16 protein-coding genes are annotated in these 23,808 nt (G+C 42.6%); 8 read left to right on the forward strand and 8 right to left on the reverse strand.

What is annotated here, in order from left to right:
• The coding region (locus tag K245_RS0106270; RefSeq protein WP_027358655.1) for a helix-turn-helix domain-containing protein at positions 1-191 on the reverse strand (191 nt) is incomplete at its 3' end.
• Between the two features lie 219 nt (positions 192-410).
• Here K245_RS0106270 and K245_RS0106275 point away from each other — a divergent pair.
• The 3 genes from K245_RS0106275 to K245_RS0106285 are packed head-to-tail and all read left to right on the forward strand — an operon-like array spanning position 411 to position 3,601.
• Complete coding sequence (locus K245_RS0106275) at positions 411-1,364, forward strand: radical SAM protein (RefSeq protein ID WP_027358607.1); 954 nt, start codon at positions 411-413, stop codon at positions 1,362-1,364.
• 7 nt (positions 1,365-1,371) lie between these two features.
• The gene (locus K245_RS0106280; protein ID WP_027358608.1) at positions 1,372-3,003 is read left to right on the forward strand and encodes a hypothetical protein; all 1,632 of its coding nucleotides are present in this window, start codon (positions 1,372-1,374) and stop codon (positions 3,001-3,003) included.
• Position 3,004: 1 nt separating this feature from the next.
• On the forward strand, positions 3,005-3,601 hold the full coding sequence (locus K245_RS0106285; RefSeq protein ID WP_027358609.1) for a DUF2284 domain-containing protein: 597 nt from the start codon (positions 3,005-3,007) through the stop codon (positions 3,599-3,601).
• A 187-nt stretch (positions 3,602-3,788) separates the two neighbouring features.
• On the opposite strand, the gene K245_RS0106290 is transcribed toward K245_RS0106285, so the two are convergent.
• The 3 genes from K245_RS0106290 to K245_RS0106300 are packed head-to-tail and all read right to left on the reverse strand — an operon-like array spanning position 3,789 to position 11,378.
• Positions 3,789-9,416 (reverse strand): vWA domain-containing protein, encoded by a 5,628-nt coding sequence (locus K245_RS0106290; RefSeq protein ID WP_027358610.1) that lies wholly within the window; start codon positions 9,414-9,416, stop codon positions 3,789-3,791.
• A gap of 20 nt (positions 9,417-9,436) precedes the next feature.
• On the reverse strand, positions 9,437-10,003 hold the full coding sequence (locus K245_RS0106295) for a plasmid pRiA4b ORF-3 family protein (protein WP_027358611.1): 567 nt from the start codon (positions 10,001-10,003) through the stop codon (positions 9,437-9,439).
• Positions 10,004-10,055: 52 nt separating this feature from the next.
• Positions 10,056-11,378 carry a radical SAM protein gene (locus K245_RS0106300; protein ID WP_027358612.1) on the reverse strand — a complete coding sequence of 441 codons (1,323 nt, stop codon included), beginning with the start codon at positions 11,376-11,378 and terminating at the stop codon, positions 10,056-10,058.
• A gap of 433 nt (positions 11,379-11,811) precedes the next feature.
• On the opposite strand from K245_RS0106300, the gene K245_RS0106305 reads away from it, so the two are divergent.
• The 5 genes from K245_RS0106305 to K245_RS0106325 all read left to right on the forward strand — a co-directional run bounded on the left by K245_RS0106305 (position 11,812) and on the right by K245_RS0106325 (position 18,574).
• A complete protein-coding gene (locus tag K245_RS0106305) occupies positions 11,812-12,387 on the forward strand; it encodes a hypothetical protein (protein WP_027358613.1) in 576 nt (191 codons plus the stop codon).
• A gap of 226 nt (positions 12,388-12,613) precedes the next feature.
• Complete coding sequence (locus K245_RS0106310; protein ID WP_027358614.1) at positions 12,614-13,951, forward strand: hemolysin family protein; 1,338 nt, start codon at positions 12,614-12,616, stop codon at positions 13,949-13,951.
• A gap of 257 nt (positions 13,952-14,208) precedes the next feature.
• Positions 14,209-16,650 (forward strand): pyruvate formate lyase family protein, encoded by a 2,442-nt coding sequence (locus K245_RS26410; protein WP_051283923.1) that lies wholly within the window; start codon positions 14,209-14,211, stop codon positions 16,648-16,650.
• A complete protein-coding gene (locus tag K245_RS23345; RefSeq protein WP_051283924.1) occupies positions 16,640-17,614 on the forward strand; it encodes a glycyl-radical enzyme activating protein in 975 nt (324 codons plus the stop codon). The genes K245_RS26410 and K245_RS23345 overlap by 11 nt, the downstream gene beginning before the upstream one ends.
• A gap of 354 nt (positions 17,615-17,968) precedes the next feature.
• Positions 17,969-18,574, forward strand: a complete 606-nt coding sequence (locus tag K245_RS0106325; RefSeq protein WP_027358615.1) for a superoxide dismutase — start codon at positions 17,969-17,971, stop codon at positions 18,572-18,574.
• Between the two features lie 237 nt (positions 18,575-18,811).
• Here the strand turns inward: K245_RS0106325 and K245_RS0106330 are convergent, their stop codons facing one another.
• From K245_RS0106330 to K245_RS0106345, 4 genes are all read right to left on the reverse strand, one after another.
• Entirely contained in the window at positions 18,812-20,134 is a 1,323-nt protein-coding gene (locus K245_RS0106330; RefSeq protein ID WP_051283925.1) for an HD-GYP domain-containing protein, read from the reverse strand.
• A 316-nt stretch (positions 20,135-20,450) separates the two neighbouring features.
• A complete protein-coding gene (locus K245_RS0106335; RefSeq protein WP_051283926.1) occupies positions 20,451-21,206 on the reverse strand; it encodes a glycosyltransferase in 756 nt (251 codons plus the stop codon).
• The gene (locus K245_RS0106340; protein ID WP_027358618.1) at positions 21,158-21,967 is read right to left on the reverse strand and encodes a class I SAM-dependent methyltransferase; all 810 of its coding nucleotides are present in this window, start codon (positions 21,965-21,967) and stop codon (positions 21,158-21,160) included. Before K245_RS0106340 ends, K245_RS0106335 begins: the two co-directional genes overlap by 49 nt.
• 5 nt (positions 21,968-21,972) lie before the next feature.
• Positions 21,973-23,646: a DUF6311 domain-containing protein gene (locus K245_RS0106345; protein WP_332248655.1), complete on the reverse strand. Its 1,674-nt coding sequence runs from the start codon at positions 23,644-23,646 to the stop codon at positions 21,973-21,975.
• Positions 23,647-23,808: the final 162 nt, after the last annotated feature.

A 23,808-nucleotide genomic window follows, 5' to 3' on the forward strand; every position in this document is an offset into this window, starting at 1 on the left:
TCATTCCTTTTTCCACGATCAAACAGTTCTGAGGCATTCTGTTCAAGCTCTTTCTTCCAGGCTGATATCTGATTGGAATGCACACCAAACTGATCGGATAATTCCGAGAGGGTTTTGTCTCCCTTCAAAGCCGCTAACGCCACTTTAGCCTTGAATGCTGGTCCGTGATTTCTTCTGATTCCTTTTGCCATTCTTCTGCTCCTTTTTTTTGATGTTCTAATAAAGCAGATTTTCACTTAAATGGCTGTCCAATTTTTCCAGACCAGCTCTTTATGTATACATGTCTATTGCTAAGAGACACAAGTTGACTGTTATTGGAATCTTTCTGTGTTGTTTTCAGTTGCTAATAATCTTTAGTTTTTTAATATTTTATCATTAAAACCACAACCATCATAAGGACAGGTATCATAATGAATGCTTTCATAGATGAAGCAACCATAGAGATAACTCAGAACTGTCCGAATAAGTGCCTTCACTGTTCGTCCAAAGCTGTTCGGAAGTCAAAGAATACCTTTAGCAAAGAGCTTATTTTCGGTCTGCTCAGAGAATGTTCTGACATGAATTGCCAGAAAGTCTGTATTTCTGGTGGCGAGCCTCTTTGGCATGATGATTTTTCTGCAATAATGGCGGAGGCAAACAAATATGAGTTTGCGACCAATATCTATACATGCGGTATTGATAAAAAAGGTGGTTTCATTGGTTGGTCTAACCTTGCATCCAAGACAAAAAACAAAATAATATTCAGCATATATTCTATTGATAAAAATATTCATGAGGAGATAACCGGCAATCCCGGCTCTCTTCAGATGACACTTACTTCTCTTCAGGCAGCATTGTCTCAAGACTTTGAGGTTGAAGTTCATATTGTCCCGATGAAAACAAATTTTTCATCCCTTAAAGAGACCATCCATGATCTCGATTCTATGGGCGTAAAAAAAGTAAGTCTTCTGAGGCTTGTCCCTCAAGGATATGCAAAACAGAATCATGACAAAATCTGGATAGACTCAAACCAGGCTAAGGAGTTAGAGAAAGAACTAATCAAATTAGCTGACACAAAATTTAATAAAACAGATCTAAGGTTTGGAATTCCATTTTCAGGGACTATCAATCAGCCCAAAATATGCAATGCCGCTGACAGCAAATTGGTTGTTCGCTACGACGGCAAGGTTCTTCCATGTGAAGCATTCAAGGATGAAGATCTGTCAGATAATTATGTTTTAGGTGACGTATTAAATTCATCATTGTCGAAGATCTATGGTGAAAAAAAATTATGCATAGAATTAAGCAAATTCAGATCACTAATACATTCTAATAAATGTAGTGAGACTTGCCCTGCACAGCTTTATTATTCTTCAATGAAATAGGGGTTATATGTCAGCAGAAAGTCTTTCTTTACTCTTTGCAGAAGATGGTGATAGCGCACCTGAGTTTTACCAAATTTTTAATACTTTTTCCGAGGATTCTTCCGACGTCAATACTCTTTTTTTTAAATTCCTTTCTGACACAACAAAACGACAAATTAAAAGTGTTTTCAGGTTAGACGATCTTAGGGATTACAAGAAGTCGCCCTCTGTCCATAAAGGTATTTTAGCTAATAAAATAGGTGGCTTATGGAAGGAGATACTAATTGATGCTATATATTTTTTAAGAATAAATGACTCAAGAGAGCGTCTTTTCTACAAAGACAAAAATACAAAATCAGATATGAAACAAAGTGTAGTAGAGGCTGTAAGAAGAGCTAATACTTTTGGGATAGATGACTTATATGCATACTTTAACCAGTTCACAGAGTTTGAATCTATCCTATATGGCACTGACAAATTTTATAGAGACCATATAATTCATCCCATAAATGTTTGGATTATTGGCTTACATATTATCAAAAAGTTTGGAAGCTCTTTTAAAATTCTATCATGTGAAAAAATAGAAGTTGCAAAGAACGATAGCGGAGATAATGGCCAAAGCAAAATGCATTTATCGATCGCAGAGTTATCGGCAATGTGGACAGTTATTTCTTTAACACATGACATAGGGTATCCATTAGAAAAAGTAGAAAAAATCAATGATCAGTTAGAAAAAATGTTAGGACAATTTGGCAAAATAAAGTTTAACCGTTCAAATTTTGCCTTTGAAAATCGTCATGATAATTTAGTAAATTTTTTGATTAACTTTATTAGCTCTGTTGCAAAGCCAGACTCAAACAACCCACACAGTTTGACGAATCATAAACAATGGAAATTTTGGACAAAAAAATCAAAAATAGCTAAACACAAAAAGGATAGTAAAGAGAATAACTGGTTTATTCATAAACGTTGGAAATATTGGTCAAAGTTCTCAAAATCTTGGGAAGCATATGATCATGGAATAGTCAGCAGCTTAATTTTGTTAAAAAGTCTTACCTTTTTTATAGAAGCAGATTATGCAGATAGCTCTCCTCTAACAAAAAATGAGGACGCCAGACAATTTGCAATTAGAAGTGAAATACTTCATTCAATTGCCGCCCATACAACCCCCAAAATATATCATTTACTTACCAACAACCTACCGTTTCTACTAATTTTATGTGACGAGATGCAAGAATGGTCAAGGCCTACTTTTTCAGACATCCGAGCTGGTGCAAGGGGAAGAGCTCGCAGAGTCGAGCTAACTGAATTGAGTATTGATAAAATGAATAGCAAAATAGAGTTTAAGGCTGATTATGAAGACCTACCTTATGATTCGCAGTTGATTTTAGCTGAAAAAATTTTTTCTGGGTGGTATGAACGATTAAGATATGCTCTTGATGATGCAGAACGAAATCTTACTTTTCACTGGACATTATCATTTGGAGAGGAGGCGAAGTTCGTCTGGGAGTTTATTTTTAATTCATCAAATCCAACTTTTGAAATTGTAGAGTTAATGATTCCTGAAGGTGAAAACGACAATTGTCAAAAAAGAAAAACAATTGAAGATTTAAAAGCATTAAGAGAGAAACTCAACAATCGACACTCAAGTAAAAAGTAAAATGCTCCTTATTGAACACAAAACGTCCAATAAGTTGATATCAATAGAGAAATATACTATAAAAATAAATTCAGATAGCCTCGATATACGAAAAAAATATTTCGATTCGCTCTGCCAAATGGGATGTATCAATTTCGGTAAAAAATTTTCCTGCCCTCCATTTTCCCCGTCCTTCGATGAATATAAAAAAAACTTTCCTTACTTAATGGTTATTTGTTTAAGACTTGATCTGTCCTACTACAAAGAGCTTAAGCCTCATATGAGGATCAAAGCAGGCAACTCCATACTCAAGGGCATGATAGACAGAATTCTTAAGGGTTATAAGAATAAAGGCTTCAGAGTTGTAGGTTCAGGATCATGCAGACTCTGCAAGCCTTGCGGGGCAAAAGAAGGGGTAAAGTGCAAAAAGCCTGACGAAAGAATTTACAGTCTTGAATCTTTAGGAGTAGACGTATCTCAATTGGTACGAGGTTGTTTCGGTTTTGACCTTGAATGGTACTCCAAGGAAAACAAAGAGCCTTCGTATACTTGCACTGTAGGCGGAGTTCTTTTATCAGAAAACAAAAGTCCTGATGCTGAAACAAGCCCTTTAATCTGATCTCTTATGATTTTCCTCAAATCCAACCAAATTAGAATCCATAATCGTGGGTATTGAATTATAGGCTTGTCATGGTGCGCAAGCCTTCCGGCTTGAGCACCCTACGCAAAGCATCAAAATCAGGAATTTCTTGGGGGCGAAAGGGAACTTTTTTTAAAAAAGTTCCCCATGCTTTTCTTCAAATTAGCTATCTTCCAGCCTTTGCCTTGCTAAAATAATAGGCGACTCCTGCCTTGTATCCATCGCTAAATTTTCCGAAGCTTGCGTCCCTGCCGTCGTCGAATTCTATGCCGCTGAGACTTACCTTTGCGTGGGTTCCCTCAATGGAGTATTCGGGCGCGCCTCCTATGCCGTTCATGGATTCGAGAACCGAGCCTGCGAGTTCCTCGGCTTTATCAAGGATCTGGTCTGATGAGATCCCTGTAAGCGTGAAATCCGCCACAGACCAGATGGATGTGGAGACTCCCACGAGAAAGCCTGCCGCAAATGAATTCAAGGTCATGAGGGAATCAAGCGATACAGCCTCTGTGGCTCCCCTGTATCCGCTTCCGAGCACGAATATGGTTTCATAGGTCTTGGGATCGACCTCGAACCAGAAGGCTGAAAGCTTGTCGCCCTTTTTGGGCAGGGCCTTGGGGAAAAGAATCATGTTTCTTGTATCCTTCATCCTTGCAACAACTGATGCAGGGATTCCCTGATCCTCTAAGGATTTCATGCCTTCTTTTTTGATTTTTGAAGGACTTATTATTCCAAATGGAGTTCCTTTCTTCCACAGATTGACTCCGCCTGTTCCGCCAATTGCAGCTTGCTCGCAGGATGATGCCGATATGCCGGACATTATGGCAAAGGATTTTCCGGCTGCTTCATCGCCGGATGCAATGAATGGAGCAGTTCTAACAAGGTCTATGGATGATGTGAGTTTTCCATCCCTTTTTATCATGTTCATGGCGATTATTCTGCCCCTGTCAGCCCTTTCTATTTTAACGCCCAATTTTTCTGAAAGTTTTTTGTCAGATGAAGACTGGGCCGCGATGAATTTATAGATTACAGACCGTGAATACCACTTGAGAGAAGATAAATCGTCAGGGCTTTTTTCAGGTTTTGCCTTTTTCCAGGCATCAGCAAGCCAGACTGAGGCCTTTTCACCAAGATCAGGAAGATAGATTCCCATTGTGATGAATATGTCAGAAAGCCCTGTCTTTGAATCAAACAATATAAAATGAGATTTTGCCTTGTCCCTGTCAAAGGCTTCCACACGAATTTCAAGTCTGCTGCATTTTTCGTCTTTTCTTACAATATCTTTTCCTGCGGTCTTTCCGAAAATGCCGTCAATCACCGCTGTTCTTCCGTCACCTGATTCAGGGAAATAGATGTCAAAGGCATCAAGGCTTGCCTGCTCAAGCGGAATCTTTTCTTCAAGGATGGTTTTGCCCTTTTCCTTTTTACCTCCTCCACCGAGGGCAGAGGCTGCGTCACCTGTTTTTGCCGCCGCGTCTCCTCCTCCGTCGGTGTATGCGATCACGCTGATTTTTGCCTCTGTTCCTGCTTTTCCTGATTTATAAAGCTCTGCTGCAAGATTCTGAAGCTCAGGAACAGATGGGAATACCTTCACTTTTCCTTCTGATTCTATGGCTGGATATAATTTCTGTTTTTTCTTTGATGCCAGTTCAGCGGATGGATCCGGACTCCAATCAGATTTTACGGTCTTTCTTGCGGATTTCAGGCCGTTTCTGCTCAAGAAAAGTTCATACATCCTCGCAATATCTGCGGGTCTTCCCCAGCCCTGGGTGAGAACGGCCTCAGGAGCAAACGCAGTATCAAAGGGGCCTTCCTCGCTTATCTGACAGGAAATGGCCGATAACTTTGCGTCAAAGGCCGAAGCGTCCAGTTTAAGCATTGCCTCCCATTCCGACGCTCCAAAACCTGTTATTGAAGGATGGGGCAAAGTACCTGCTGATTCAGGCGCGGCTTGTTTTACCGATCCTTCTGCTCCTGATCCTTCATTCTGGTTGATGACCGCCATTTTTCCAGATCCTGGCCTTGTCCATCCCGAAGCCTTTCTTTTTAGCATCAGATCTTTTATAGCGTCTTTTACAGCTTTTGAGTCCCCTGATTTTTCAGAAGGCCGCTTCACGTCATTTACCGCAAGCAGTAGCCCTGAATCAGGATATTTGTCCTCCACCGAAACAGGCAGAACAAGTTCTGGGATGATCTCGGACTTAAGCTCGTATTTTTTGTCCTTTGGCGGCATTTTGAAAAGAACCGCCACCCTTCTCGATGTTCCGTCATGGATTACAGTGTCATTTTTAAGGCCAAAAATGAGTTTTTCGGTTTTTGGATCAATATGTATGGAGTCGGTGGTTTCTGACTCGGAAAAACTCGAAAGCCCTTTGGATTCTGCCTTATTGTCTATCTGTTTAAGTTTTCTCACGCCCTGTGATTGTTCCTTTCCTTCAGGCTCGAGCATAAATGCGTGTTTCAGCCTTGTGGCCTTGCCGTCCTTTTCATCCGAAAGATTCATATCTGCGGCAAGAAGACCATCGGTCGTCTTGAAAAACCCGTTCACCTTCACGGATATTCCAGGGCCTTTTATGGCGTCCTGAGGAGCATCCGCTATCTTTTCAGGTTCCCCTGCCTTTATGATTACATCATTATCCCTAAGATCAATTAAAGCATAGCAGGGCTTATCTTTCAAAACGGCAGGAACAAGATAGGCCTGTCTGAGCCTGTTGAACGAACCTGGTGCAAATGCCGTAGATCCGTAAAATCCGAAGGGGATCTCATCCGTTACAGGATCAGGCCTTGTCATTAGAAGACCTTTTTGAGTCGGGAAGGCAAGATACATGAGACTCGACGCGTCGAAATCAAGCAGAGCCTGAACCTTTGATTCAACGCTCATGTCAAGCATTCTCCAGATTGCGCTTTTATCCTGGGTGCAGCCGTTTACAGGAGCTTCAGAATCAGAAAATCCGTCAACAGAAAGATCAAAGGCATCCGAAAGCTTTTCTGGGGTTTTCCTCGGCAGATCCTTTATTTCAGTGGTTCTTGGCTCTATTTTTCCAATTAGTGGGATGTCTGAATGGCCGTATGCTGTATCGTAAAAATGAAGGGAAAGGGTTTTGATCGGCTTGTCGCTTATTTCAAAAAGAAGGGTTCCTTCCACAGCTTTTCCTGATTGAACTAATATGCTGCTCTCGCGCGGAACGATCATTGCCTTTTCAGTTAAAGCCGTCAGATCGGACGGAGCGATTTGGCCTTCTGAATTCGCATTTATGAAAATATGGTTTTTGATGTTCGGAACAAGATAAGGAGGTATCTTTTTGACTATTTTTGCATTGGCGTTGCGTTCTTTAAGCCATGAAGAAGGATGTTCTGTCCCGTCCTCTTTTACGACCACATCCTGCTCAGGAAGAATATTTTCAAGTGTAAGCCTAAGCACGGCAAACTGCCTGCCCCTTGGAGCCTGGATGCCCGCCATCTTCTTCATGAGAAAAACATCCTGGATCTTTATTTTTGCGGCCTTGTTTTCTGCCTCTGCATTAAGCGGAATATGCTTTGTTATCTGGACATCCCTGAAAGGCGCTGCGTTTCCGTAAATCCATGTCGCAGCCTCAGGAGTGTACTTGTTGGGCATGTCAGAGAAAGAATACTCCAGCTTTTTCATTTCCTCTTTTTTATCAGAAACAGGAGCTGGCGGAAGCTTGGCAAGTATGGTGTCCGATGCCGCGGCCGCTTCCCCGCTTATGTTCCTTGCCCTTATCACTGCCCTTACAGGCATCTTGTCCGAAGCTGGCATGGACTTGATCTTGGTTGTAATTTCAGCCATTGCCTTTTCAATCGCAGCGGTATCAGGGGAAACCACATGGATTCCATCCGAGAGCCTTGCAGCTTCGGCAAATGGCTTTTCCTGGCTTATGTCCACCATGCCTGTCCAGACAGAAAAAATGCCTTTGTCCTTTATTCTTCCGAGAAGGGCGGCAAATTTTTCGTTTCTTTTTTCATCAACACGAAGAGCTGCATCGGTTATGAAAAGCATGATTTTCTTGGATGTCGGAACATTTTCAAGGCTTGAGAATCCGTATTCAGAGGCTTCAAGAATTTCGGTTCCGCCCTGGGAATACAGCTCTGACACGCCCCTTAAAAGAGCCTGTCTGTCAGTCGTCATTATCTGTGTGACATAAACGTCGCTCGAAAAACCCGCAAGCTGGACAGGGATTTCAGGAGGAAGGCCAAGTATGAAATTTCTGACAAGATCCTTGGCCTTCTGCATCTTGTAGCCGCATTCCTTGCATTCCTTTGGCGCTGTTTCCATTGATCCGCTTGTATCAATTATAATTGAGATCGCAGGCGCGTCTCCCATGCCTTTTACCTCAGGACGAGCATAATCTATTTCAAGCTCCTGGGATAGAATAGAGCTGATCTTGCCAAAGACTTCATCAATAGATTTTTCGTCAGCAGGATAATATGCGCCTCCTGTCGAAGATGATATTCTTGAAAGCGTTACTTCGTCCGGCGTCTGTCCGTATCCAATGGAAAAGACAGGAACCGTGGAAGATGCGGCCTTTGCGAGCATTTCATCGCCAGTTGCCTTGCTTCCAGGGCCAGTGTCGTTGTTGTTGGCGTCTTTCCCGTCTGTGAAAAGAACAATTGCCCTCCTCGATGTTTTTGGTTCGAGGGAAAGGCCCATAATGATAGAATCATTCAAGGCTGTGGCGCCGTTTGGCTTGATCAAGGCAAGTTTAGAAAGAAGCTCGGCCCTGTTTTTTGCTTCAACAGGAACAGATTTTGTATCGAAATCTATGAGTCTTATATTTGCGTTTTCAGGAAGATTTTTTATGAATTTTGAAGCAGCGTCTGCAACGGCCTTCATGTCTTTTTTCATGGAACCGGATGAATCAAGGAGAATAACCACATCGAGCGGTTCTTCGGGGATTTTTATGGCAGTGACTTCGCCTTTTCTGCCTGATTCGAATATTTCCGTGCTTTCCTTTGTTATGCTTCTTACATCTATGCCGTTTTTGGCAGCCACCCTTAAAGTCCCGGCTTTAGCATCTGCGCTCGCCTTTCTTATTCTTATGTTAGCGGATATTTCCTTTTCATCGGCAGCCGCGACCTCCATCACTGGCCATTCTATTTCTGTAATTTTACTCTGGCTCACAGGAACGAGATTTGACTGGACGAATTTTACGCCTTTCTGGCCGCTACCCGTAATTCTGACTGTCCAGAGGCCCGGAGGTGCCCATGCAAGGCCGTCGCCTTCAGGTGTCATGTCTGCCTCGGGTGATGTGTCATAATCAGGATGCTTTAACTGAAGATTAGCGTCGGGAATCAGGCTTATGCTTCCGCCTCCCGCATTTTTTATCTTCATGCCTCCGGTTTTCTCGCCCATGTTTATTTCAGGCAAAGCTCCCATTTCCTTGAGCTCGACTGTGATCTCAGCCGGTGCTGACTGGCCGTTTGTCCTTAAAGTCCATTTTATGTTTCCCTCAATCTGGGGAATGTCATCCAGAAGCCATGATCTGCTGATCAATCCGGACAAATTCTTTTCATATTTTTTAAAGGCTTTGTATTCACCCCATTTTGCCTCGTAAATTCCTTCAAGCCTTATATTTCCTGTCTCAGGGAGATCAATCTTGAGGGCCGTATAATTCCTGATATTCTGATTTATGGAAAATGAGACCCCAGGTTTATCGACTGTGAAGCTTGCAGGTTTGCCAGGTTCTATGGTGGCAGGTAAATCTGCTGAAAATGACAGACCTGAAAAAACAGAAACCGCAAATAAAAGACAAAAAACAAAAATGGGCAGGCGGCGCATGGTTTTATCCTTTGAAGTTTTTAAGTGAACATGGCTTTCAAAGCTTTGTTGATCTCATTTATGTCAAAAAAATCAGGATTGAAATCTTCTCCGAGCCATTCCCTGATTTCCTCAATATTTTCGTTGGCTCCGTCCTTAAGCTCATCGAGCATGCCGTAATAGCCATCCACGCCTCCGCAATTTTCAGGAGGACAGGCTTTTTTCCCTGCGATACAAACTGGCAGAAACGTTTCCTTGCAGTCGGTTTCAATATCTTCAAAGGTTACCACATGCTCCCAGTTGTCTCCGAAATCATAGGTATAAGTCATCTTGTCCTTGGGTTTTTTCAGAAGGCTGCCGATCTTGTAACGATTTTCATTTTTCATCTCATCTCCAAAATCAAATTCAGGATCAGGAGTACCGTATTCCTCGCCTCTATATATGAAAGAATGCAGATGTGAATCTGTCCAACCCATTGCTATCTGAATGATTTCATGCAGACTTCCAAGTGTTGTGGACTCCTTTACAAAAATCCTTCTCCATATTGGAGGTTTTGACCCTCTAAGCTGAATCTTGAGCTGGAGTATTTTTTCTTTAGGCTTTGCCATGATTTTTCTCCTGAACTTTCTGATGGTGCGCAAGCCTTGCGGCTTGCGCACCCTACATTTTTATTTTTTCCCCATGTTCAGCTATGGCCTTGAACCTCTCCTTCGGAGGATTGAAATACCCGTGGCCCACATGCGGAAATTTTGCCCTCACCATTGCAACAACTTTGTCCATGCCTATGGGCAGCCCACCGTCATCGATATTTTTCATCATTTTATAATATCTCTGGGGATCAAAATTGAGATTTCTCCACTGAATAAAGTTGACCGGATGATTGGAAAGAAAACTCATTAAAGCTTCAGCCTCTTTTTCAGAATCAGTCACCCCTGGACAGTTAAGATAGTTAAGGGATATGAAGCCGCCGTTTCCGCCGAATATATCAATGGATTTTTTAACATCATCGAAGGTGTATGAAACAGGTCTGAAATAAGCATCATAACATTTCTCCCTGGCGCTGTTCATGCTGACCCTTATGCTGTCGAGTCCTGCTTCTGAAAGCTTTTCAATAACATCGGGCAAACTGGCGTTGGTATTCATGTTGACAGTGCCTAAGTCGGTTTCCTTTTTTATGAATTTGACGGCCGGGATTATTACTTTGGCGGCAAAAAGAGGATCTCCCTCGCAGCCCTGCCCAAAACTGACCACAGCTTTTTTGACTTTTGCAATGTGGTGAAGGGCTATTTCAGATATTTCCTGGGCAGTCGGGACAAAGGTGATTCGGTTCTGGCAGCTTCTTATTTCCGCTCCTGACTGGAGAGATATGCATCCGAGACACCTTGCATTGCACGTTGTTGATGTGGGTAGCGGAGCCTCGTATCTGGCAAGGAAAAAATTCTTTGCCGCAGGGCATCCGTATACAAGGGCGCAGTTTGTTATATGTTTGAAGAGACGGTTTTTCGGGAATTTCTTTTTAAGATTCGTGACGCCTTTCTGAACCTTTTCTATGGGCATGAGGCGCAGATCCTGGCGAGGTTCGTCATCCACCTGAAACGCTGCCGAAACATAGAAATCTCCGGCCCATCCAACCGCTCCATATGGAAAAAGAGGAAGGAATCCAGCGTCTTTTTTTTCTTCATAGGCAGATGTGTAAGTATTCACAAAACCGGGAGAATTGAAAACAGCGACCGGATAAATAGGTTCGCCAGGCGCGAAAGGGTTTTCATCAAGGGTTTCTATTCTGTTATCTAAGACATTATAAAGGACGGGTTTCCTGTCAGGCAGGAACATGACTTCGCTACCAAAGGGTGTTTTTATCATGTCCTTTTCTTCGAGCACGCTCATGATTCCACCCCGCCATCCGACAGCGGCGTAGCCCTCAAGATCGAAAACATTGCCATCGGCATCAGCAACAAGGGCGGTCACAAATTTTTTATTCATTATATTCCACCAGATTCTTCATTTTATAATTTAGCAATTTGGGCAAGGTCGCAAAAAGTCTGATTCTCGTCATTCCGGTGAAGGCCGGGATCCAGAAATAACTTGAAATACTGGATCCCGGATCAAGTTCGGCAAGATGCCGCCGCCTTTTTTGACTTTTTGCGGGATCAGCATTTTTAAGTCTTTAATTCATAAACGAAAAAAACAGGATAAAATCCATAAAAAATATTATTTTTGTTTCCATGTTTGGGGCAACTGCAATAGAATAGCCTGAAATTTTATTCCTGTAAGCATTCAATCAACGGCTGTTTTTTTATTTCTGGCCCGTAAATGTAATAAATATCGTCACAGATTGGCCATTATTGCCATTTTGGATGCAATATGAGATTAATTCAGAACAAATAAATCCACATGAATATTTCGGACATATCCCATGCAATCTGATCAATCAGAAAATAAAATCCCAGGTTTTTTTACCCTCGCTTTTCACAGGGATTTTTTTCTTCCATTTATAATCAATGCCTATAACACACGGAAAACAGAGACCAGCACTCATTTTGCGGATCATTTCCCATTCGAGTATGTTGTTCTTTTTATTATTACAATGACCGCAGTTATAACAGGCATATATGCTTATCTTTCAGAAGGCTCGGTTTTCGGTGGAATTACCGGACTGATAGCTTCAGCCGGATTTGCGGCTCTAATTGTTTTCAGCATAAGATCAAAATCTGACAGGGAAATACTCTGGCGAAGATTCATGATTACCACTTTCATGTTTTTCATACTTGCAGGACTTAGCATTGGGCTTTATACAGGAATGCTGATCTGGAATTCGTATATAGCAAAACTTTTTTGTGGAATAATTGGTCTTGCTTTAGGCTATTTTGTGGGAATCGTCGCAGGACTTTATATGCAATGCCTCGGATGGACCGGCCAGATCATTAATATAATTATGATTCCTGTAATGATAGGACTCAGTATTATTGATATTATTGTCATGATAATCTGATCAGGTTCTTTTTCAATAAGCGTCTGAGCCGTGTTGGTATTAGCCGTAATCTTGACAAGGTCTTAAAAGGTCCTGTTACAGTCATTCCGGCGCAGCCCGGAATCCAGAAATGGCTGAAATTACAAAGATGCCGGATCAAATCAGGCATTACGATTAAACCATTTTTAGACTTTTTGCGACTTCATTAATCTTGAATGCAAACGGATTTTTCCTGGAAATATTTTAAATGAGCGATTTAACTTCTGAATTGACCATAATCTTTTTGCTTATTCTTGCAAACGGCTTTTTTTCCATGTCTGAGATGGCGATTGTCTCTTCCCGCAAAGCCCGTCTTCAGCAAAAAGCCGATGACGGTGACGAAGGCTCTAAAATAGCGCTTGAACTTGCCACAGAACCCACGGCCTTTCTGTCAACAGTCCAGACAGGAATTACGCTGATTGGAATTCTTACAGGTGTTTACGGCGGTGCCGGCATACAGGAAAGGCTGTCAGGGTGGCTGAAAATGGTTCCGTGGGTTTCACCGTACAGCGATGCAGCAGCCATTGCCGCTGTGGTTATTGCCATAACATTTCTTACCCTTGTTATCGGAGAGCTGGTACCGAAAAGGGTAGCTCTAAGCAATCCTGAAAGGATTGCCGCCTTTGTGGCACCGATGATGAAACTCCTTGCAAAAATCGGCAGACCTGCTGTCCGGCTTCTTGGTTTTTCAACAGACATTCTTTTGAGTCTGCTTCGAATCAGGCATTCTTCGGAATCTCCGGTGACAGAAGAAGAAATAAAACTTCTCATAGAGCAGGGAACCCAGGGCGGCGTTTTTCAGCAGTCTGAGCAGGACATGATAGCAAGGGTTTTCAGGCTTGATGATCTGATTGTAACTGCTTTGATGACCCCAAGGCCGGAAGTCGTGTGGCTTGATCTGGATCAGCCCGAAGAGGCGATTTTTAATACTCTTTCAGAGAGCAGACATTTTTGTTTTCCTGTGTCAAAAAGTAATCTGGATAATGTCGCAGGAGTTGTTTATGCCAAGGACCTTCTTGCCCAGAGCCTCGGGCGCATGAAGTTTGACATCACGACTGTGATGCAGCCCCCGCTTTTTGTTCCTGAAAGCATGCCGGCAATGATTGTGCTGGAAAAACTAAAGGCAGCGAGATCCCATATTGCCATAGTTATTGACGAATACGGTGGCTTCCATGGCCTTGTAACCCTTAATGATTTTCTTGAGGCCATAGTGGGTGACATTCCTCTTCTCGACGAAGAAGGAGAGGCTGACATCATCGTCAGGGAAGACGGATCGTGGCTGCTTGACGGACGTCTCATAATCGATGATTTCAAAGATCTTTTCCAGCTCGACAAGCTGCCCGGAGAAGACGTCGGCGGATATCAGACTCTTGGCGGGTTTATTGTCACTTATATGGGATGCATCCCGTCCAGCGGTGATCATTTCATATGGAACGGGCTCAGGATCGAAGTGGTTGATATGGATTCACGACGTGTTGACAAGGTACTCGTATCCCTCGTATCTTCTGCCTCTGAAGACACAAAGGTCAATGACAAAACCGCATAATTAATTGGAATTGCATCCATCAATCGGTATTTCATAAGCCCCATGCCCGAACGGATTATTTTAAAGTTCGGGCATAAAAAACTTCCGCCACTACCCATCCAAACGAATCAACATCAAATCCCTTTTTCATGATATTTTTTAAACCCAATCCTGATTATTTTTCTTTCTTGACTAAATTTATGCGTGGAAATATAACTGGTAATACCAGATGAGATATGACCAGTTTGCTTTTTCGGCCACAGTTTTAGGAGGAGTCCGTGAAAAAAACCGCGCTAAAAGAATCCTCAAATAATAACGATCAGTCTGAAACAATTATTCCAACTCTTAGAATCTCGGGTATCAGGGCTCTTCTTGTAAAGGAAGCTGTGAGTATCTGTCTTGAGCGGCCAAGGCTCATGAGAAAAAGCAGATGCGCCATGGAATATATCAGGGAAACGAACCTTTCAGTTAAAAGGGCCATCACCCTCGCCTTTGTCATGGCAAACCGAAAGCCTGTAATCTATGATGGTGAATTAATAGCAGGCAACATGACTTCAAAAAGAATAGCCGCAAATTATTATCCTGAAGGTGGTTCGTCCCAGATTCTGGAGGACATTTTCTGTCTTGGCAGCAGAAAAACCGTTCCCATCAAACTCTCTTTGCTGGAAAAAGCATCCCTGATTTACACAGGCGCGAGGCATTATTTTGAATCCATCGGCTGGCATGCTTTTGGACGCCCTGACAGAATTCTCTCCCTGTGGAAATATGTTTTCGACGCAAAAAGATTCATTGTAACCGAGGCTGCCGGGGTTTCCCACCAGATTCCTGATTACGAGACAGTGGTTAATCATGGCCTGAAAAAGGCTGATCAGACAGCTCTTATTGCCATTGAATCTGGCATTACTCCAACAGGAAGTCCTCTGAATGAAAATCAGACCGCATTTTACAGAAGCGTTAGAATTGTGATTCAGGGAATAAGGGAGATGGCGAGGAATCTTGCTATGGAAGCCCTCAACATTTCAAATCTGTCCTCAACTTCTGCCGAAAGAAAAAACGAACTTAAAATAATGGCAGAAGGTCTTGCTCGTGTTCCTTACGAGCCTGCCAGAAGCTTTCAGGAAGGATTGCAGGCATGCTGGCTTCTACATGTATGTCTTAATCTTGAGGATTTTGAACAGGGTATTTCATTCGGCAGGCTTGACCAGATTCTGTATCCTCTTTTCAGGGCTGATATTGATTCCGGAAAGATTGATCATAAAACCGCAGCAGAACTTATTGCGTCATTCCAGCTCAAGGCTTGCGAGACCGTCCCTCTCTTCTCAAGGCGTCTTGACGCTTATTTTAGCGGAAACACTGTTGGTCAGGGAATAACCCTCGGCGGTGTCGATGAAAACGGCAATGACTGCACGAATGAACTTTCAGGTCTGTTTCTGGATGCTTTCAGGCAGATAAAAACAAGGGAGCCGAATCTGCATGTCAGAATCCACGAAAACACGCCATCCTGGTTCATGGAAAAATGCGTGGAAATGCTCCAGGATGGCTGCGGATCTCCAGCATTTTTCGGTGATCCTGCAATCATAAACGCACTTCAAAAAGCAGGAATGACTGAAAAGCACGCCAGGAATTACGCCGTAATCGGTTGCGTGGAACTTGGAAGCCAGGGTCGAACCTATCATTCATCTGACGCAGCTCTTTGCAATCTTCCTCTTTGTCTTGAAATGGCATTGAATCAGGGGCGTTCTTTCGGTTCGATTAAGCGGGAAGGCGCAAAAACTCCGGCTCCTGAAAATATGAAATGCTTTGAAGATGTTCTATCCGCTTACAGAAAACAGGTCAGAGCAATGACTGATGATGTGGTGCGGGTAATCGGCTGGCTTGAAAAAGCTTATGCAGTTCATAGGACAACTCCGGTTAATTCCATGCTTACAAACGGAACTCTTGCTCAAGGGTATGACGTCACGTGGGGTGGCGGAGAATATGATTATACCTCTATTCAGATAGTCGGGCTTGCAGATACTGGTGATGCCCTTTATGCGATAAAGAAGCTTGTTTTTGATAAAAAAAGAATGACCCTTCCTGAGCTGGTCTGCATCCTGAAAAATGATTTCAAGGATAATGAGATTCTTTCAACAGAACTAAAGCGGAAATTCTCAAAATTTGGAAACGGCGATTCAGAGGTGGACTCCATGACCCAGCTTGCTGCGGATGCCTTTACAGACGCTGTTAAAGGCCGCAGAAACACACGGGACGGAAAATATCTGAGCGGAGTGTATTCCATGACCTGTCACACCGCTTTTGGCAGAGTTACAGGCGCAATGGCAAGTGGCAGAAGAAGAGGCGCAATGCTTTCAAATGGGCTTTCCCCAGCCACAGGAGCTGATGTGAATGGCCCGACCGCAGTTTTCAGATCCGCAGCCTCCATAGACAATTCGAATTTTGCAAACTGCGTTGCACTAAATATCAGATTTGACACCTCCTTCATGGACGGGCCGCTGGGGAAAAGGCTGGCGGCAGGTCTTTTGTCCTCATATCTGGTTGATCAGAAAGGCATGCAGGTACAGGTCAATGTAGTTGATGTTGAAACTCTGATGGCTGCGAAAAGGAATCCTGAAGCCTACCCGGGACTTCTTGTTCGTGTGGCCGGTTATTGTGCATATTTCAATGATCTTGAACCATCTGCCCAGGACGAGATAATCCAGAGGACTGCCCATGCAAAATAATTTAAAAACACCTGCTATTTTCAATATCCAGCATTGTTGCACCCAGGACGGGCCAGGTCTCAGATCCATCGTGTTTGTAAAAGGATGTCCTTTGCGCTGCCAGTGGTGCCAAAACCCTGAATCGTGGATGTCTGAACCTGAAATCGGTTTCAAGGCGGACAAATGCCTGGGATGCGGACAATGCGTGAAACTATGCCCTTCAGGATCGATTTCAAAGCCAGGACAAAAGACTAATGAAAAATGCTCAGGATGCGGTATCTGTTCGGACGTCTGTCCCTCAGGCGCAATTGTGAAATTCGGCGAATATTTGTCTCCAAAGGAACTTGTTGCAAAACTTGCTCCGGAATTTCCATATTTCAGGAGAACAGGCGGAGGCGTTACTTTTTCAGGAGGTGAGGCCGGACTATATTCCGAATTCATAGCAGAAACTGCTTCTCTTCTGAAATCTCAAGGAATTCATACAGCAATGGAAACCTGCGGACTTTGGGCATGCAAGAATGGCTCTGATATTTTCAATGGAATGGTTTCAAATCTTGATATGATTCTTTTCGACATCAAGCTTTTTGATGACGAGGCACACAGGAAATACTGCGGATCTTCAAACATTTCAATTAAGGACAGATTTATCCTTTTGTCTGATCTCGAAAATAAAGGAGATGGCCCGATGCTCTGGCCCAGGTTGCCTCTTATTCCCGGAGTTACAGATTCCTGCGCCAATATTGCGGGCTGGGCAGGATTTCTCGAGGCGTGCGGCATAAACAGAATTTCCATTGTGCCCTATCATGAACTTGGAAATTCCAAGAGAAAATGGATGAATCCTGAGTCTTCAGCTTCCACTGAAGCTCCGGTTTTTACCGAAGTAACTGAAGAGAATATTGAACGGGTAAAGGATCTTTTCGAATCCTCAGGCATCGAAGCATATCTTCCCGGATTCGAGGTTTTTGAAGAGGAATTCGCTGCTTAAAATTTATTGTCGGGACGCTTTTTTGTAAAAAAAATTTGGCAAAAAAATTCATCCTTTAACTTTGATGGTCTCGCTAAAAATCAAAAAAGGGGGGTGTCGTCATGCCGAACCTGATCCGGCATCTTTGTCTTTTCATCTGCTTCTGGATTCCGGCCTGCGCCGGAATGACGGAAATAGGTCTTTTTGCGAGTTTATCAACTTTAAAGTAATTCTAAAGTTGTTAAGTTTTCTTGGTGCGCCTAAAAAAGTTGTGAAAACTCTTGCGCTGATACACTAAATGCTTAATTTCAGTTGAAACAGGGGCTTGTGAAAAGCTTCTGATAATCAATGAATTTGCAAAAAAGGAGCAGAATCATGAAACATATACTACCTGAACTGCCCTATGAATATAACAGCCTGGAACCTTTTATTGACGAAACAACAATGAGGATTCATCACACTAAACATCATCAGACTTACGTGGATAAGCTGAATGCAGGGATTGACGGATATCCCGAACTTCATGGAAAGCCTGTGGAAGAACTTGTCCGTGACCTTGACAAAATACCTGAGGCCATAAGGGGGATAGTAAGAAATCATGGCGGAGGACATTTAAATCACAGCATTTTCTGGAAGCTTCTGAAAAAAGAAGCGCCTGTAAAAGGCCCTGCGGTTGAGGCCATAATCAGGGAATTCGGCGGGATCGAAGTGTTCAGGGAAAAATTCGCGGCCGTTGCTGCCGGAGTTTTTGGAAGCGGATGGACATGGCTGACACTTAAAGAAGGCAAGCTTGAAATTGTTCCGACCCCGAATCAGGATAATCCCCTGACATCAGGCAAAATTCCTATTCTCGGCATAGACGTTTGGGAACACGCTTATTATCTCAAATACCAGAACCGCAGGCCCGAATATATTGATGCCTTTTTCAAGGTAATAAACTGGGAAAGGGTTAATGAACTATATGAGCTTGGATTGAAGTGACATCAACTTGAAAATATAAAAAGGAGAGGCGTTTTCGGCCTCTCCCTTTATGTAGATAATGAATAAATTAAATAGAATCAGGAAGGGTGGACTCGCAAAAAGTCAAAAAATGCATCGGCGTCATGCCTGAATTGATCCGGTATCCTTGATTTTCAGACATTTACGGATTCCGGCTCCCGTTTTTTCACAGGGGCAGGCCTTAGCCGGAATGCCATAAATCGGACTTTTGCGACCTTGTCAGTATTCAAGATCATCCATATTTTCCACAAAATATTTATTAACAATGCCTTCAACCTCTTTCACTGCCTCTTCTTCACGCCCGGCAAATTTTTCATACAGGGAAGCAGCAATTCTTTTGAAAGCTTTTATAACATCAGGGTCAAAATGTGTTCCCGAGTCTTCTTCAAGAATGCTCATTGTCTTTTCAAAGGTAAAAGGTTTTTTGTATGGGCGTTCCGATGTAAGGGCGTCAAATACGTCTGCAATGGCAAATATTCTCGCTGTAATGGGTATGCTGTCCCCCCATGCTTCGTTGGGATAGCCCTTGCCATTAACTTTTTCGTGATGGCCGGTCACAACTTCAAGGGCATCCCTAAGCCAGGCAGAGCGAAGAACAATCTGTGCGCCCTGATTAACATGGGTTTTCATGACCGAGAATTCATCTTCATCGAGTTTTCCCGGCTTGAGAAGAATATTGTCAGGTATGCCTATTTTGCCGACATCGTGGAGAAAAGCTCCCTTTATTAGAGTCCTTATGGTGGATGCTCCAAGAGCAAGGGCTTCCGCTGTTCTGACTGCATAGATAGTAACCCTGTAATTGTGAGCATTGGTGTCGCTGTCCCTTAAAGCGATGGCGTTGCCCAGCGTCATCAGCGTTTCTATATTTGCCTCAAGAAGTTTCCCTGAAAATTCTGAAAGCCTTCTGGTGAGATTGAGTATGACAGGATAGAGAAGAGCTGTTGCGAAAAGAATAATGGCGGCGGCTATCAGCATTGTCCTGATTCCCCTCCATCTCATTTCAGAAACCGTAGCGTCTGAAATCTCAAAAATAGCTGCTACCATTCCGACTTTATTTCCGTCAGAAGCATTAAGGCTTCCTGTAATATAGATATACGGCCTGTTATCATACCTGAATATTTCTGAGAAAACCCCGGTCCTGTTTTCACTGATCTTGTCATTGAGTATTTTTTTAAATTCTTCAATCCTTGCGGACGCTGGAGCAGATCGCTCTGTTATGACAGATCCGTCCGGGCGGTACAGCTTTGTAACAACGAATTGACCTGTTTTATAAGGATATTTTTTCTGGGCTGCAAAGGCGTCAAGCTGGTTTGAAATGGCGTCAGTATTCTTAAGACCGGGAACATCAAAAAGAGCGGTATTTTGTCTGTTGAATAGCTCGAGATAAAAATACGCCTGTGATTCAACTGATTTTGCGATTCTGTCCCTTTCCAGAAAAATGGCTGAAATACCAATTACAAGGGCCAATATAGCCCCAAAAAAGCCAAGCCTTAAGATAAGGGTGCGATGAATAAAATTATGCAGAGGATATTTCTTTTTCACTTTTTACCTCAACGGGTGTTTTAGAAAAAATTTTGAATACGTTATGGGCGTGTCAGTGAGTAACGCTTTATGGACTCGCAAAAAGCCAGAAAATGGCTTCAGCGTCATGCCGGACTTGATCCGGCATCTTTGTATTTTCATGTACTTCTGGATTCCGGCTCCCGGTTTTCACCTATACAGGTCTTAGCCGGAATGACGGGAATCGGATTTTTTGCTACTTTGTCATTCTTAGTCTGTGGATGAATGTTTGCCGTTAAGGCATATAAATTTCAAGGTTTTTTTAGTGTATGTCTAATATCTGCCTTATTGTTCGGAATTATTTATAGGTCTTGTATATTTTATAAAGCTCTTTTGGCGCCAAAATATAATGATTCAGCCTTAAATGGGAAAAAGCCTTGTCTTCCCATTTCTTCAGAGGATGCTCATATACTGACTTACATATCCCTTCTTTCAAAAAACCGGCTGCTCTTGCCAGGATTTCAACATCAAATATCCATTTTGTCAAAAAAGGATTCCGAAATAATTCCTCTGCAAGTTCAGCCTTAAACATCTTGGCTCCGCACTGGGTATCGTAAACAGGCATTTTGAGCATAATGCTTGAGATGGTCGCAAAAACCCTGCCTAGATAATGACGATACCATTTTCTTTGAATATCTGCACCCAGGCGTCTTATTCTTGAGCCTAAAACAATTTTCAAATCCTCATTATTCAAAAAAACTCCAAGAAAATCATGGATTTCATCAAAGGAAGTTGCTTCATCAGCATCCCAGTATCCCACAAAGCCAAATGTTTTATCTTCGCAAAGATTCAATATTCCTCTTCTGACAGCTTCTGCCTTGCCCATATTCCGGGAGAGATGAACCGTTGATATATGATCATGTTTTGCTGCTATCTGTTCAATAAGATTTGCTGTATCATCATAACTGCCGTCATTAACAAGACAGAAATGAATATCAGGCGATTTTTCCAGAAAAGACAGTATGGAATCACCCGAAAGACGAAGTTCTTCATTAAAGCAAGGAATCACGATTCCTGTTTTTGGCCGTTCTGTTTTTTTCCGATCAGATAGCATGATAATCCTGGTAAAAGTATTTTTGATTTTTTGAGTCTTTCTGAAAATTTGAAATCAGAAATCAGGATTTTTTTCACAATGGATGTAAAAAAAAGCCCGTGTTCCCAGCCCGCCACCCCAATTTTTTTTGTATTCGAAGCTAAATTTGTCTTGTCAATGAAGATTTCAAATATCCTCTGAAGTATCGGCAGGAAAAAAAAATTGCCCGCGCTTATGATCGAAATCCCGGCTTTTCCTGAAAGATTTTTTAATTCATCGAGACTGTATCTGCGGTAATGGCAAAGCTGAGTATCGTGCCTGGAAAAAAGAGCCTGATGTGCAGGGACTGTCAAAAAGAATAAAGTGTCAGCATTAAAGATATTGCCTGACATAATATCCCCAAGGAAAGACTCATCGTCTTCAATATGCTCGAGAACATCAAGCATCATTACGAGATCAGCCTGTTTTATGGTTGAATCTATCTGTTTGACCGATTTGTGGAATTCAAGGTTAGGGATTTTCTGATCGTCTTTGCAGCCATTTTTTTTATCGTATTTGGTATCGATTCCAATCACCCTGTAACTTGGAAATCTAAGCGCAACCTCCCTGGCTACAAAGCCATCGCCGCATCCGATATCAAGAATAACGCCTTCTTCGGAGAAGCGGCCATTTAAGCCGGGCTTGATCAGATTGATCAGATTCATCACAATATCCAGCCTGGCAAGTTCCCAGGGATGCCGGTTTATTATCTGCCCGGCCGCATTTTGTTCGATTATGTCCATATAAATTAATTTTTCAGGGTTGCCACAGAGAATCCGTCAATCTTTCTGATTAAAACCGAGTCAAATCCGTTTAAAAGATTAATATGCTCGTCATCGATCACATAAACCGAATCAGAGGATAGTCTACCGCTTGAAATTTCACCAAGAAGTTTTTTCGTATATAAATTGTCCATGACAACATCGTGCCTTGCCGTGTAGCTTGTGTTTACTGTCATTCCCTGGGATGCGGCAATATAGGAGAAAGCTAAATATTGCCATTTGTTATGATCAGGAGGCACAAGCACAAGATGTTTATATTTGCCGTGCAACGTCCCCCAGAATTCATTTTTCAGCGGATTTTCCCAGTTAATCGATTTTATTGACTGATGAATGTAACGGTATTGTGCCATAGAATCAGCTATTTGAAAAAAAAGACATACTGAAAGTATGGCAATGGCCGTGTTTCTATTAAAATTTTTAATGACAGACTTAAGCACAATAAAGAATATCGTGTAATAAACCGGCCAGAAAAATCTTCCTGACGAGTGAAATATTGAAAAAATATTGTATAGCTTTTGTGGCAGAGGGATTTCAAATAAAATATGTCTGCCGAAGGTGATTTTATTGCTTGCCGCAAAAATTATTAAAAACAGACATATAACTCCGAGCGGCAGAAAAAAGGCGATGGATTTCAGCTCCGGAGGTGAAACTGCAAGAAGGCAAAAAGCTAAAACAGATAGGATTATCACGCCTATTCCAAGATAGGCGAACCCGTCGCACTGGGTCCATGAAACCATTCCCATTCCCTTGATGATACCAGACCATGAAACCGGCCAGAGATCAATTCCGACTTCAGGGTTTATGGGCGCAGCAAGGTTCATTGACCAGTCTCCGTATCCTTCTGCTCCGTAATTATGAATCTGGCCGAATTCAAAATATCCGATAATCCACCACATTACAAAAACAGCGCACAAAATTAATGAAAAATTCATTATCATCATTTTCAGGGATATTTTTTTGTCAACCAACCACACCCTCAGATAGAATGCGGCGGCAATGCCCATTGACATGGCTGTTATGTAAGGGTGGATGGCCGCGCTTATGGCAGCCAAAATAGTCCAGTTTCGCAAGGACTTTAGGCTGTAGGGCTCTTTTCGAAAATAGAGCCACAAGGCGGCTATTATAATCCAGTGCGAGCACAATGCAGGATGTCCGGTTCTTATGAGAAGAATAGGGCTCGTAATGAAAAAGGCCGCAGAAATCAGTCTGGTAAAAAAATCATCGGTAACTGTTCTCACAAGGAGAATGCTGAAAACGCCCTGGAGAAAGAAGCATACATAAAGCCAGATCCCGATGTATTGAAATGTTTCTGGCAGAAGCCCCGAAAAAAGCTTGAACAATATGGCAAAAACAGGAATCGAATCTGTGAAAGCAATGGATGAGCCAGCAGGCCAGCCATAATTCAGAAACTTTCCGATGGGAAAGCGCCACGGTTCGTCACGGAAAAAATGCCACCCCATGAAATGGGTGCCAATATCTCCGTGCATCAGCCAGCTAATATTTGTAGGAAAAAGCATTTGAACGCCGTTGACCGATGCAAAAAATAAAACGCTGATAAAACCGGCCAGAAATAACAGGTAGGATCTTGATATAATATTAAAGATGATCTTCAAAAAAACTCCTGAAAATGGATGATTCAAAATCTGCTTTTCACCGGACAGACCCCGCCGGAATCCAGAGGTGTCTGAAAATGCAAGGATGCCGGATCACGTCCTGCATAATACCACCGCCTTTTTTGATTTTTTGCGACTCCATCAATATATAAGCTTCTGTATTTTAGCAACGGATAAAGCTATTGCGGC

The sequence above is a fragment of the Desulforegula conservatrix Mb1Pa genome, from assembly GCF_000426225.1.
Taxonomy (GTDB): Bacteria; Desulfobacterota; Desulfobacteria; order Desulfobacterales; family Desulforegulaceae; genus Desulforegula; species Desulforegula conservatrix.